The sequence below is a fragment of the Dyadobacter linearis genome (assembly GCF_907165045.1).
GTDB lineage: Bacteria > Bacteroidota > Bacteroidia > Cytophagales > Spirosomataceae > Dyadobacter > Dyadobacter linearis.
On sequence record NZ_CAJRAU010000003.1, the window covers coordinates 536,853 to 549,900 of the forward strand.

General features: G+C 45.5%; 10 protein-coding genes. 5 read left to right on the top strand and 5 right to left on the bottom strand.

Features of this window, described 5'->3' with window-relative positions:
• The first annotated feature begins 32 nt into the window (after positions 1-32).
• Both KOD92_RS12740 and KOD92_RS12745 read left to right on the top strand, forming a co-directional pair.
• Positions 33-1,067 carry a hypothetical protein gene (locus KOD92_RS12740; RefSeq protein ID WP_215233950.1) on the top strand — a complete coding sequence of 345 codons (1,035 nt, stop codon included), beginning with the start codon at positions 33-35 and terminating at the stop codon, positions 1,065-1,067.
• Positions 1,064-1,408 carry a DUF6984 family protein gene (locus tag KOD92_RS12745; protein ID WP_215233951.1) on the top strand — a complete coding sequence of 115 codons (345 nt, stop codon included), beginning with the start codon at positions 1,064-1,066 and terminating at the stop codon, positions 1,406-1,408. Before KOD92_RS12740 ends, KOD92_RS12745 begins: the two co-directional genes overlap by 4 nt.
• 5 nt (positions 1,409-1,413) lie before the next feature.
• Here the strand turns inward: KOD92_RS12745 and KOD92_RS12750 are convergent, their stop codons facing one another.
• On the bottom strand, positions 1,414-2,655 hold the full coding sequence (locus KOD92_RS12750) for an MFS transporter (protein ID WP_215233952.1): 1,242 nt from the start codon (positions 2,653-2,655) through the stop codon (positions 1,414-1,416).
• Between the two features lie 24 nt (positions 2,656-2,679).
• Positions 2,680-3,087 carry an alternative ribosome rescue aminoacyl-tRNA hydrolase ArfB gene (gene arfB / locus KOD92_RS12755; RefSeq protein ID WP_215233953.1) on the bottom strand — a complete coding sequence of 136 codons (408 nt, stop codon included), beginning with the start codon at positions 3,085-3,087 and terminating at the stop codon, positions 2,680-2,682.
• A gap of 305 nt (positions 3,088-3,392) precedes the next feature.
• Between arfB and KOD92_RS12760 the strand changes: the two genes are divergently transcribed.
• Both KOD92_RS12760 and KOD92_RS12765 read left to right on the top strand, forming a co-directional pair.
• Positions 3,393-4,718, top strand: a complete 1,326-nt coding sequence (locus KOD92_RS12760; protein WP_215233954.1) for a DUF6600 domain-containing protein — start codon at positions 3,393-3,395, stop codon at positions 4,716-4,718.
• Positions 4,719-4,828: 110 nt separating this feature from the next.
• Positions 4,829-5,848, top strand: a complete 1,020-nt coding sequence (locus KOD92_RS12765; RefSeq protein ID WP_215233955.1) for a GntR family transcriptional regulator — start codon at positions 4,829-4,831, stop codon at positions 5,846-5,848.
• 42 nt (positions 5,849-5,890) lie between these two features.
• On the opposite strand, the gene KOD92_RS12770 is transcribed toward KOD92_RS12765, so the two are convergent.
• The 3 genes from KOD92_RS12770 to KOD92_RS12780 all read right to left on the bottom strand — a co-directional run bounded on the left by KOD92_RS12770 (position 5,891) and on the right by KOD92_RS12780 (position 11,461).
• Positions 5,891-7,174 carry a TIM barrel protein gene (locus tag KOD92_RS12770; RefSeq protein WP_215233956.1) on the bottom strand — a complete coding sequence of 428 codons (1,284 nt, stop codon included), beginning with the start codon at positions 7,172-7,174 and terminating at the stop codon, positions 5,891-5,893.
• Positions 7,175-7,243: 69 nt separating this feature from the next.
• Positions 7,244-9,367, bottom strand: a complete 2,124-nt coding sequence (locus KOD92_RS12775; protein ID WP_215233957.1) for a bifunctional aldolase/short-chain dehydrogenase — start codon at positions 9,365-9,367, stop codon at positions 7,244-7,246.
• 243 nt (positions 9,368-9,610) lie between these two features.
• Positions 9,611-11,461, bottom strand: coding sequence for a T9SS type A sorting domain-containing protein (locus tag KOD92_RS12780; RefSeq protein WP_215233958.1), 1,851 nt, complete (start codon positions 11,459-11,461; stop codon positions 9,611-9,613).
• A gap of 146 nt (positions 11,462-11,607) precedes the next feature.
• Between KOD92_RS12780 and KOD92_RS12785 the strand changes: the two genes are divergently transcribed.
• A complete protein-coding gene (locus KOD92_RS12785) occupies positions 11,608-13,044 on the top strand; it encodes an MBOAT family O-acyltransferase (protein WP_215233959.1) in 1,437 nt (478 codons plus the stop codon).
• Positions 13,045-13,048 lie beyond the last annotated feature (4 nt).

Genomic DNA, 13,048 nt, shown 5'->3' on the forward strand with positions numbered 1-13,048 from the left:
AGAAATTATATTCATCAACGCTAAAAATTGTAATGGAATTAGATAAAAAAGAGGCAGAAACCGTCAGCAAAGCCATTCAGTTTTGGGAAGAAACCAATAAGCTCTCGAAGGAACAGGCAGCCGATCTGCGGAGCAGCTACCAGCTCAGAAACTCCAATGTGGATGCTGTCGCGATCTATGCACTGATCTCTGCGATTTCCTGCGGCTTACTTGCATTCGGAGCGCTGGTTATTGATGAGAAATGGATTGAAACGCTGCGCACGAAGTGGGGTATTTCGGAAAATATATTCGGAATCGCATTCTCGCTGCTCTCCGCCTTTTTTGTATTTCTTGCAAAAAGAAGGCAAATCAAATATCCGCAGGCCCGTGCCAGCAATGAGGCTTACAATATCACGATTATCCTCACTGTCGCCATTGCGGTAACTTACTGGACAAGAAGCTTTTCTGATGAAAACAGCAACTATGCCGTGCCGCTGTTTATTACCGCGGTAGTGTACGGAGGAATCGCAGTTTTGCTGCATTCCACATTGCTTTGGACGGTAATGATCCTTTCCCTGGCCGGCTGGTGGGGCGCGCAGACTTACTTCTGGTCAGACGGCGGTTTTCGCTTTCTTGGAATGAATTACCCGCTGCGCATGACCGTTTTCGGGTTAGCGATCTGGGCCTCTTCCTGGATCGTGCAGCGCATTAATTCGTTGAAATTCGTCAGAGAAATTACCTATTCCATCGGGCTGTTTCTGTTTCTGCTCGCAGCGTGGACATTATCAATTTTTGGCAACTATGCCGACTGGGAAGGCTGGAAAATTTTAAAGCAGGGACATTTTTGGTATTGGGCAGTCGCATTTACCATTTTGCTCGCCGGGTTACTCTATTATGCTTTCAAAAACAGGCTGGATACGCTGCGTGATCTTTGCCTCATTTTCTTCCTCGTCAATATATATACCCGGTATTTCGAATACTTCTGGGATCGCACCAATAAAGGAATATTCTTCGCCATTCTTGCGCTTTCATTCTGGTTTGTGGGAAGAAAAGCAGAGCAGTGGCGGAACAAAACAGTTTCTCAATGAACAATATAAGACCTATCAGACAAAACGAAAAAGAACTGATCGACAGGCTATTAAAGCAGGTGAACCTCAATATCAATGATTTTCAGATCAACGAAAACGTAGATGAATATGAGGGTGGTAAAATGGGCAGCATTAGTCTGGGCGGAAATGTGGACGCTTATGCAGGCGATCTGATCCAGGCGGAATATGTCGACCAGGACGATGTGCCAGTTGTGATCACACTTACCAAAGATGAAAACGGCCAGCTACTCGACCTGGATTTCTGGAAAACGGATTTCTCAAAACTCATTGAATATCCTACCCCCGACAAGCTGATATTCGCCGGAGAATCAGGTCAGTAGGTCACTTAAACTTCTTCATAGTCGAGCTCTTTTCCATAAGTCTCTTCCATTTTTAATAAAGAAATTAATGCGAGTGCAAAACACAGAAACCCGACCAATGCACCGGCCTGCAATACACCGAGATCAGGTTTTAAGAACTGGAACAGAGGTAATGTAAGTAAAACAGTCGCGCGGACATTATTAGCGACAGAAGTTGTAACGGTTGCGCGCAGATTGGTACCGAACTGCTCGGCTGTGGTGGTCAGGAACATCGCAATATAGCCTATTGAAAACCCGAGCCACGCATAACAAATGTAAAGTGTGGAGGCCGAGGAAATTCCACCGAAGATCAACCAGATCACGCCGGCTAACGTCATTCCCATCATTAATAAAATCGCTTTCTTGCGTGAACGCAGCCATTGACTCAATATTCCGCTGAAAAAATCTCCCGTCACTACGCCAATGTAAGTGTACAGCACGCAAGTTCCTGCGGGCACTTCTTCGGCGATCCCGAGCGCTTTGGCAAACTCGTTCCCGAAAGTGGAGTAGATACCGATCACCATATACGTAGGAAGCCCGATCCCCATGCAGCGAATGTAACGCACGAAGCGCGACCAGTTGGTAAAGATCGTCCACCAGGGAACCGGTTTGTTACCGCGGTTTTCGAGACTTTTATTAAATACTATGGATTCCAGCACATTTACCCGCAATACCAAAAGTACCAATCCCATTCCACCTCCTATAAAATAAGCTGTCCGCCAGTCAGTTAGCTTCACTGCAAAGAATGCTGCTACTGCTCCTGCAAGTCCCACACTCGCTACCACCGACGCGCCATAACCCCGCAGTTCCTTGGGCAATATCTCAGCAATGAGCGTAATGCCCGCACCTAGTTCACCCGCGAGGCCAAGCCCGGCAATGAATCGGAGCAGCGAATAAAATTCGATATTGTGTGTAAAACCGCAAGCGATATTGGCTATTGAATAGGTTAGTATCGACCCGAAAAGTACCGAGCGCCGGCCCAGCTTATCACCCAGGATACCCCACAGAAACCCGCCGATCAGTAGCCCGGCTTGCTGCCAGTTGTAGATATTGGCGCCTATTCTTGAAATCTCTTCTTCACTCAATCCAAGATCTTTCAGACTCGGAACTCTTACAATATTGAAAAGTAGCAGGTCATAAACGTCGACAAAGTAGCCGAGTGAAACCACGATAACCGGTATTGTCAATACCGCGCTGAATTTTGGTTCGGGAGAAGTAACGGAGTGCATTTTAAGATTATTTGAAAAACTGAATTAGTCTTCGGAGGGCCTCCTGCGCATTGCCTTGACAGTCGCATTGCGCTGTTTGGTTTTTAACCGGTCTATTTTGGAGGCGGTCGTCGGGCGGGTTGGTCTTCGCTTTTTTGGGATAAAACTGCCTTGTTTGATAATCTGGTTGAACTTCTCGACCACTTTCTCCTTGTTCGCGAGCTGCGACCGCTCGGTTTGGTGGTATAATACCAATACCTGATCATTCGTTAATTTGGACGAAAGCTTTTCTACCAGCAATTCCTTTTCACTTTCAGTAAGTACTACCGAGTTTTTCACATCGAACCGCAACTCCACCTTGGTTTCAACTTTATTCACATTCTGCCCTCCCGCTCCGCCGCTGCGTGCAGTCTGAAACGTCAGTTCTCCATGTAGGGTCTCGGGATTTATCATTATTCGGGTAAGAGATATTGTTAACGCTTGTTAATTTTTTCTGCAAAAATAGGGCTTTAATAGAGCTCAGTTGTCTTTAAGGAAAGCATTTTTCAGCAACTACCCTACCTATACACAACTTAAATGACTGTTTTACAATTGATTGCTGAAATAATATCTCGCTTACTAGAAATAACGCCTTTGCAAAATGCTTTCAGGCAACCTAAACATACATTCCTGCATCCTGAGAGAGAATTAAACCCATCGTAAAAGTTTAAGTCCAATAAACGATTTTTAAAAACAGAAAACAATTTAAACACATAGCCATGAACACCATGCGCATTTTTCGGATCCTCGGCCTGTTCGTTATCTTATCAGGCGGTGTTTCGGTTTCAAACGAAACTCAGGCACAACCAGGGGTAAGTGTTTCATTCCAAACGTTTTACAATGAATTATCGCCTTACGGAAGGTGGGTACGCAACCCGCAATTCGGATCTGTCTGGGTTCCTGATGTGTCCAGGGAATTCCAACCCTATTCAACCAATGGATACTGGGAAGTAACTGAATATGGTAATACCTGGGTTTCAGATTACGACTGGGGCTGGGCACCTTTTCACTATGGTCGCTGGTCGTTTGACGATTTCAATGGCTGGTTCTGGATACCGGATTATGAGTGGGGACCTGCGTGGGTCAACTGGCGCTCGGGCGGCGGCTATTATGGCTGGGCTCCGTTGGGTCCGGGCATGAATGTGAATGTGTCTATCAATATCCCTTCGTTCTGGTGGGTTTTTGTACCACAACAATACGTTAGCTACCGGAACTGGCATAGCTACTGCCCGCCCAGAAGGAGAGTGACGCACGTTTATAATCAGACCGTGATCATCAATAACTATTACCGCAGCAACAACCGGACCTACGTTTACGGACCGAGACGCGATGAGATTGAGCGTGTTACGAGAAGAAGTGTCCCGGTGCGTACGATCGATGCAACGCCAAGTGGCCGCGGTCGGGTGATCGTAGCTGGAAATAATAATGACGACAGAGGTGCACGAAGCAGATCGGATCGTACAGGATCGGTGATCGACGCCGACCGTGCAGGCCGGGGAAGTCGTGACAATAATGCCTACAACCGAAACGAGCGAATTGGTGGCGATGTCGATCGTAGTGACCGGACTGGAAATTCTAACAGGAACGAGCGTATAAACGGAAATACCGAACGCAATAACGGAGGTTTCGAGCGGGGCGAGCGGAATGGCAGAATAAACGAGAATTCCAATGAACGACGTGAAAATTCGCGCATTGAAAGTACTCCGAGAATTCCGTCGGAAGACCGCGAGAATATGAGAAACAGCCGGAACCGCGGTGGTTTGGAGCCTTCTGCACCAGTGGAGAACAGATATGAATCGCCGCGCCAGTCAGAACGTGGCAACCGTCAGCCGAGCAGTCCGGAATACAGCGCGCCGAGAAGTGAGCGATCGAATCGTTCCAATAATGCGCCTGCGAATCCAAGTCCGTCTCGGGGATCTTATGAAGCGCCGCAGCGTGAAACCCGCCAGGAAAGAAGCGCGCCGGAACCACGCAGCAATGGAAGATCGTCTCAGGAAAGCCCGGGTCGCGGGGCCAGCGAACGAAGCAGCCGCAGTCCCCGATAATAATATATTCTATCAGTTAAAACCGCTGTAAACGCAAGTTGCAGCGGGTTTTTTGCTATTATATGCAGGATAAAAGTGTTATTTTTAGGCTATTCTAAACCCACTTATTAATGGAAATACAGTTTGATATTGAGTTCAAAGAAAGTGCCCCCAAGTACATTCAGATCATTAAATCGCTCTTACAGGCTATCAGCAAAGGAAAGCTGAAAAGGGGCGACAAAATTCCTTCTATCAATCAACTAAGTGAAGAATACCTCCTGTCGCGTGATACCGTTGAAAAAGCATACAAACATCTGATCAAGGATGGTGTGTTGATATCAGTGCGCGGAAAGGGTTATTTTATAAATCGCGTAGATATTGAAACCTCGCTTCGTATTCTGCTCGTTTTCAACAAAATAAGTAACTACAAAAAGCAAATCTATAATGCATTTGTAGAGAATATCGGCAGGAATGTAAATGTCGATCTGCATATTCACCATTCCAATACCAACATTTTCAAGAACCTCATTAAGAATAGCCTGGGCGAATATGATTACTATGTGATCATGCCGCATTTCTACGAAAAGGCCGAAGACGCAATTGAGACGCTGAAACTGATCCCGGCCGAGAAGCTGATATTACTGGATAAAGACGTAGAGTTACCGAGTAAAAAGCATTCTTCCGTTTACCAGAACTTCGAAAAGGATATTGTTTTTGCACTCAATGAAGCGACTGATCTGCTGAAAGTGTATAAGCGGCTTGTCCTTATTTTCCCGACTATTATCCGCTACCCAAAAGAGATCATCAAAGGATTCCGAATTTTTTGCATCCAACACGAGTTTCAGCATGAGATCATGTACGATTTTCATGAAAACAGTGTGGCTGTGAAGGATACTGCTTATGTGGTTATTGAGGAGAATGACCTGGTAAATCTGATCAAAAAATGCCGCGAGCAGCAGCTGGTGATCGGCAAGGATATTGGTATTATATCGTACAATGAAACGCCGCTGAAAGAAATTTTGCTGGACGGGATTACTACTATCTCAACAGATCACGAGCAAATGGGAAGAACAGCCGCGGAGCTGATAAATGAAAACAAAAGGGCACTGATCAAAAACCCGTTTACACTGATCCGGAGAAAATCGCTTTAAAATATCAGGCTGAGCCGGGAAGGTTGGCTCAGCCTGATATTTTTATAACCCCGTCGCTACTGTTAGTCCGCCGCGTTCGTTCATTAATTCTGTTCTCACGCTCAGGTTTCTGAACAATGCAATAGGATCCAGCGCGCCGCCGGCCAAACGCATTGACTCGCGAACCAGTGGGCGTACATCCGTTCTGAATGCATTTTGTAATATCTGCTGGGCAAGTACCACGTCGTTTTCATTGCGCGCCTGTTCCAGTTTTTTGCGATCTACGATCAGCGATTGTGCGTAAGCCAGCAAAATGGCTTCTACCGATTGCAGCAAATCTTCCAAAGGATCTTTCACATTGTGGCTTGCATCGATCATCCAAGCGTACGTGTCGCTTGCGCGGCCGGCACGTTTCATACCTTCTACAAGCTCTACAAAAATCAAAAACAACATATACGGACGAATGCTGCCAACTGTCAGATCATCGTCTCCGTACTTGGAATCGTTGAAATGGAAACCGGCAAGGCGACCTTCCATCATCAACGTAGCGACGATCTGCTCGATATTCGCATTGGGCAAATGGTGGCCCAGATCAACAAGCACATCAGCTTTTGGCCCTAATTTTTGACAAAACAACAGCGAGCTGCCCCAGTCCTGAATTACCGTCGAATAGAAATTAGGCTCGTAAGCTTTGTATTCCACATACACCTTCCAATCTTCCGGCAGCGCAGCATATATTTCCTGTAAAGATTCAAGTGTATTCTGGAAAGATTTTACAAAATTAGATTGTCCCGGAAAGCAGGAACCGTCTGACAACCAGATCGATAATGCTTTTGAACCCAGCTCTTTTCCGTATTTGATCACTTCAATATTATGCTCCACAGCCTGTTTCCTGACTTTTGGATCAACGTGCGAAAGTGAGCCGAATTTGTAGGATTGCTCCTGGTCTTTCTGATCCTGGAAAGTGTTGGAGTTAACCGCGTCGAATTTCAGATTCACCGACGAAGCCAGATCCATGATCGACTGCGCCTGACCGGGAATATCCCACGGAATGTGCAGTGAAATAGAGCCGCTTGAACGGTTTAATGCGTGCAGCAAGCCTACATCTTCTATTTTCTCTTCCAACGAACGTGGCTCGCCCACACCCGAAAATCTCCCGAAACGGGTCCCGCCGGTTCCCAAAGCCCAGCTTGGAATAGCTACCTGAAAATCTGCCAATGCTTTTACAACATCGTCTGCATTGATCCCCTGCTCCGCCAGTTGTTCCTTGGCAAAAATAAAATGATTGTTATGTCTTGACAGCAGACTATCGTTGTGCTGGTCAATCTGATATTGTTCAATTCTCATCGGTAAATGGTTTTAAATGGAACAAAAAAACCGGGGCTTCTCGGCCCCGGCGTATTTCACTCAATGATTTTATCTCAGGAATGCCGCAGGAACTCCACCATCCACGTTGATCACGTTTCCTGTGCTTTTGTTCAGCAAGCCACTCACAAAAATGTAAACTCCGTTTGCGATATCTTCCGTGTGGATCTCCGCATTCAGAACAGTTCTTTTTGCATAGTAAGCAGGCAGTTCTTCAACTTTAATACCGTAAGCTTTGGCGCGGCCGGCAGCCCAGCCACTTTCCCATATCTTGCTTCCAGCAATTACTGCATCCGGATTGACCACATTTACGCGGATCCTGTCAGGACCTAGTTCAGCAGCCAAAAGCCTCGACATATGTTGCTGAGCGGCTTTTGCAGTTCCGTAAGCCACATTGTTCGGGCCGGAAACAATACCGTTTTTGCTCGCAATATTGATGATATCACCACCCAAACCTTGCTGACGCATGATCGCAACCGATTCCTGAGAAACCAGGAACTGACCTTTAACCAAAACATCCTGCAAAATATCGTAATCCTTAATCGTCGTTTCCGCTATTGGTTTCGAGATAGAAAGACCCGCGCAGTTCACTACGATATCCAGTCCGCCGTACTTCAATTTGGTGGCGTGCAATGCAGCTTTAATCTGGTCTGCATCCAGCACGTTTGCAATCGTTGTATCTGAAAAATCCTTTCCAAATTTTCCGTCAAACTCAGCTTTTGTTTCTGCAAGCGCCTTTTCGTCAATATCAGAAATCACAACGCAAGCGCCTTCCTGCAACAATTTTTGCGCGATCGCTTTTCCAATACCGCCAGAACCGCCGGTAACAAACGCAACCTTACGCGAAACCGACTTTTCCTTCGGCATACGCTGCAATTTCGCTTCTTCCAGCAACCAGTATTCAATATCGAAAGCCTCTTGTTCCGGCAACGAAACGTAAGAAGAGATCGCCTCCGCGCCTTTCATTACATTGATTGCATTGATATAGAATTCAGCTGCAACACGCGCAGTCTGCTTGTCTTTTGCAAATGAGAACATCCCAACGCCGGGCAGCAAAATGATAACCGGGTTCGGGTCACGTACTGCGGGGCTGTTATCGTGCTTACTGCGGTCATAATATGCCTGATAATCTGCACGATAGGCTTCAAACTGAGGCCGAATGTGGTCTAATATCTCCTGATCCGTAGCAGCCAGTTTTTCAAATGGAAGGTCGAGTACCAACGGGCGGATCTTCGTTCTCAAAAAGTGGTCAGGGCAGCTGGTACCGAGTGGCGCCAGTTTTTCCAGATCGTTACTTGCGATGTATTCCAAAACGCGCTCGTCGTCGGTAAAATGACCGATCATCGCCTGTTTGTCGGACGCCAGCCCGCGGAGGTAGGGTGCCAGTTTTCCGGCAATTTCCGTGCGACGTTCCTGCGGCTCGCTTTGCAGCTTTGCTCCTCCGAAAACCGGACGATTTTTGCCGTAGTTTGCATTCAGGTATTCCGAAGCCTTTTCAATAGTATCTAATGTATTGATGTAAGATTCGTAAGCAGTATCACCCCAGGTAAACAACCCGTGACCGCCTAACACGATGCCACGAATGCCGGGATTATCCGCGAGCGCCTGTTCCAGCTGCAATCCAAGATCGAAGCCGGGACGTTGCCAGGGCACCCACGCCAGTTCACCGTTAAATAATTCCTTTGTAATAGCCTCCCCTTCTTTTGAAGCTGCAATAGCGATCAGTGCGTCAGGATGCAGGTGATCAATATGTTTGAAAGGCAGCAAACCGTGCAGCGGCGTATCAATAGAAGGTGCTTTTGATTTAAGATCGTAAATGCAATGGTTGAAAAGCTCCACCATTTCATCTTCGAATTCCAGCCCGCGATAGATACTTTTTAAACTATGTAGTCTGTCAACATATAAACCAGCCAGTCCGCTTCTGGTTAGCGTACCGATATCGCCTCCTGAGCCTTTGATCCACATTACCTCCACAGGATTTCCTGTCAAAGGGTCTTTTTCGATCGTTTTACAGCTGGTGTTTCCACCTGCATAATTGGTCAGTCGGAGGTCGGCCCCTAACAGATTGGAACGGTAAAGAAGAAGTGCTACCTGATCGTCTCCGAGCGAAGCCGCTTTTTCATCATCCCACAAATAGCTTACATACCTATACTGGCTTACTTTAGAACTGCTCATATTCTTTTAGTTAAATATTTAATCGTTTTGTGGTAAAGGACCTTAGTTTGCAGAAAGGGCTTGCGGGAACAAATACTACTCTGGAAACAGCTCACAAGAATAGAAAACTTAGCTATACGCACCGTCCTGTTGTATCCTGCACGTAGAAATAAATTGAGAATTAATGTGAGAATTGATAGTTTTTCAGCAAAATGGTCTGCTCCTTTAAGAACAGACCATTTACACGAGAAATTACCTTAGTTACTATTTTGAAATAGCCACGCGTTTCGTTGTGCCGCCGATCTTTATTGTATAAATACCATTTGGCAACGTTCCGATATGGACTGGTTTTAAAGGTTCCACTTTTTGTTTCAAAACAACATCACCCATTTGATTTAATACAGACATATCCTTTTCACTATCAATTCCTGAAACAGTCAAAAAGCCACGGGCCGGATTTGGATAAATGATCACTTCCCGCTCGTTCTTTACTATAATAATTTTTGAGTGCTCAAAAGCTCCGTTGTGTTCGAGCTGTTTCAACCTGTAATAGGTGATGTTGAAGGGATTTAAATCTGAAAACCGGTATGATTCGGTTTGCTGTGCATCCCCCGCTCCTTCCACAAAACCAATTTTCTCAAACGTCCTCGCGTCCCTGCTTTTCTCGATTTCGAAACCTTTGTTATTAGTCTCTGAAGTAGTTTTCCAAGTTAGCTGATTGCGGCCATCCTGCGGCGTAGCTTCGAAATTGATAAGGGTTACGGGAAGGGGACTTCTGACCGTTTCGCTTACTAATCTGGCTCCCACTGCAATTGTGTTGGTAACCTCTACGCGATAATCTCTCAGATCTGTGGGAGTAAAAGTGTTGTCACCCGTTTTTGTAGCAACTAAAAGATTATCGTAATACCATCTGTATGTGTTTCTCGACATCGTTCCGCCTGCGTTAACAGACAACACGCCGTTTTCCCTCATCACAGGTATTTTTCGCTGATCACTATATTGGCTAAATCTATTCTCGTATGTCTCAAGGACATCAAAAGTAAAATTATTAATTCTTATGTCTATTTTCCGCGATCGCAATGAGGACAGCGTGGGGAGCGGTCCATTGAGATAATTGTCAAACAGAGCCAAATAATTGATTTTGGTCAATTTGTTAAAAGATGCAGGGATTGTGCCTGTGTGGCCATTACCATGCAAATCCAGGACGTCCAGATTGATCAAATTTCCTATTGTCGTTGGTATTGGACCTGCGTTACCTAATCCTGTAACTTCAAGGCGCGTCAGTTTAACAAGATTCCCAATCTCAGACGGAACGGTACCCGAATTTGGCATTTCAGAATAATAGAGTGAGGTGAGTTCCGCCAGGTTCCCTATTGAAGCAGGTATTGATCCTACCTGGACAGCGGCAGACATGTAGAGTGACTTTAGATTAATCAAATTTCCAATTTCAGTGGGAATCCCACTACGAAAGCGCGTATTGTGAATACGCAGGCTGGTTAGCTTAGTTAATTTACTGATTTCAACAGGAAATGCACCTAGGTTCTCAACCGGATTTATTGTACCACTATTATCGATAACGAGCGTTTCAAGATTAGATAAATTTCCAATGGCCGCAGGAATTTGCCAGCTAGCGGAAAAAGAAAGTGATTTTAATTTGGGAAGGCTGAAAAGGACGTGAGAATTTTCTTCGTCAAAAAAATTAGCGGACAGGTCAAGTGTTTCCAGATTAACAAGATTCGCAAATTCGAGTGGTAAGCTTCCATACAGCGTAGGACGTTGAAACTGAAAAAAGCCACCACCAGGTAGCACAAGTGTTTTTAAGGCGGTAAGATTTCCTATTTCCTTCGGTATCGTCCCTGACACATCTTCTCCTGAGAGAGCCAGCCCTACAACCCTGTTTCCTTCGCATGTCACGCCATTCCAGTTGCATGGGCTATCACCCGGCTGCCCTGGGACCTGCCATATGGGATAATCATCGGGTCGTGTGGAAGTATGCCAACTTTCGCCGTCTGCTGCATTATAAAAGGCAATCATCGCAAGCCGGTCATCCTCCAATGTCTGGGAATAACCGTTGGCACAAATTAATAGGAGAACAGCAACTAGAAGTTTTTTCATAAAGTCATGATAGAGTTAGAGGTATCAAGACTCTAAATAAAAACCAGTTACATATCTACTGTTACTAATTAGTATCTGCCGGGAAATAAAGGGAAGACAAAAGATTTAGCTCAGATCTGAATCTTACTGACTCTAACAACCCGCATATGCTTTTTAACTCGATCGGCTTTACACTGTTCCTGCCGACAGTATTTATCCTCTATTGGTTTGTCACAAAGAACTCTCTGCGGTTTCAGAACATCCTGCTTTTGACTGGCAGCTATTTCTTCTATGGGTGCTGGGATTGGAGATTTCTGTTTCTGTTAATGTTTTCCACGGCCCTCGATTTTTACAGCGGCCTCAAAATCCATCATTCTAAATCTGACAAACTTCGAAAAACCTGGCTTATCATCAGTGTAGCAATCAATCTAGGGTTTCTGGGCTTTTTCAAATATTACAATTTCTTCATTGGTTCGTTTGCAGAGTTGCTGCGGCTTGGAGGCCTGGGCTCAAATACACAAATGCTGAGTATCATTCTTCCGATTGGAATCTCCTTTTATACCTTTCACGGACTTTCCTATGTATTTGATATTTATAACCGGAAAATAGAGCCTTCCGTCAACATTGTCGAGTATTCTTTATTTGTAAGCTTTTTCCCGCTGCTCGTGGCTGGTCCCATTGAGAGAGCTACGCATTTGCTGCCGCAAATTGAAAGGCCCCGGCGATTCGTTTACATTCAGGCGGTAGACGGAATGAGGCAGATGCTCTGGGGTTTTTTCAAGAAAATCGTGATTGCCGATGGTTGTGCCGAATATGCGAATCTGGCGTTTTCAGATCCCTCGAACCATTCGGGAAGTACCTTGCTGGTGGGAGCTGTTTTCTTTGCTTTTCAGATTTACGGTGACTTTTCTGGCTATTCGGACATTGCCTTGGGTACTGCCAGGCTATTCGGGTTTGAGCTGCTTCGAAACTTCAACTATCCCTATTTTTCAAGAGATATCGCCGAGTTTTGGCGGAGGTGGCACATTTCACTTTCATCGTGGTTTAAGGATTACCTCTATTTTCCATTGGGCGGAAGCCGGAACGGCAAGCTTCAAAGTATACGCAATACACTGATCATATTCGCTGTAAGCGGACTTTGGCACGGGGCAAGCTGGAACTTTCTGATCTGGGGAGTTTATCACGGTTTACTGTTTCTCCCTTTGCTGATTTTTGGCAAAAACAGACAGCATACCGACACCGCAGCAAAAGATAAATTACTTCCCTCGATTGCCGAACTGTTGCAAATCACCTTCACATTCGCATTGGTACTGATCGGGTGGATATTCTTCCGAGCACCGAACCTTACAACTGCATTTCACTACCTCGACGGACTTTTTGACAAAACACTGCTAACTAAACCAGCTCCCGGTATTTATCTGTTTCAACTTGCTGCAATGGGCGCCTTAGTTACTATTGAATGGCTGCAAAGAGACAGACCACACGGGCTCGCCATGAAACCGACCTGGACTACCTCAGTAAAATGGGTTGCTTATATATCCATTTTCCTGATCTGCCTGGCGCATTTCAAGCAAAATCAGGAATTCATTTATTTTCAATTCTAATTCA

Excerpts from the sequence above, each read along its gene's own strand:
- KOD92_RS12740 (WP_215233950.1), top strand. The coding sequence starts at position 33 with ATGGAATTAGATAAAAAAGAGGCAGAAACCGTCAGCAAAGCCATTCAG.
- KOD92_RS12745 (WP_215233951.1), top strand. The coding sequence starts at position 1,064 with ATGAACAATATAAGACCTATCAGACAAAACGAAAAAGAACTGATCGAC.
- KOD92_RS12750 (WP_215233952.1), bottom strand. The coding sequence starts at position 2,655 with ATGCACTCCGTTACTTCTCCCGAACCAAAATTCAGCGCGGTATTGACA.
- arfB (WP_215233953.1), bottom strand. The coding sequence starts at position 3,087 with ATGATAAATCCCGAGACCCTACATGGAGAACTGACGTTTCAGACTGCA.
- KOD92_RS12760 (WP_215233954.1), top strand. The coding sequence starts at position 3,393 with ATGAACACCATGCGCATTTTTCGGATCCTCGGCCTGTTCGTTATCTTA.
- KOD92_RS12765 (WP_215233955.1), top strand. The coding sequence starts at position 4,829 with ATGGAAATACAGTTTGATATTGAGTTCAAAGAAAGTGCCCCCAAGTAC.
- KOD92_RS12770 (WP_215233956.1), bottom strand. The coding sequence starts at position 7,174 with ATGAGAATTGAACAATATCAGATTGACCAGCACAACGATAGTCTGCTG.
- KOD92_RS12775 (WP_215233957.1), bottom strand. The coding sequence starts at position 9,367 with ATGAGCAGTTCTAAAGTAAGCCAGTATAGGTATGTAAGCTATTTGTGG.
- KOD92_RS12780 (WP_215233958.1), bottom strand. The coding sequence starts at position 11,461 with ATGAAAAAACTTCTAGTTGCTGTTCTCCTATTAATTTGTGCCAACGGT.
- KOD92_RS12785 (WP_215233959.1), top strand. The coding sequence starts at position 11,608 with ATGCTTTTTAACTCGATCGGCTTTACACTGTTCCTGCCGACAGTATTT.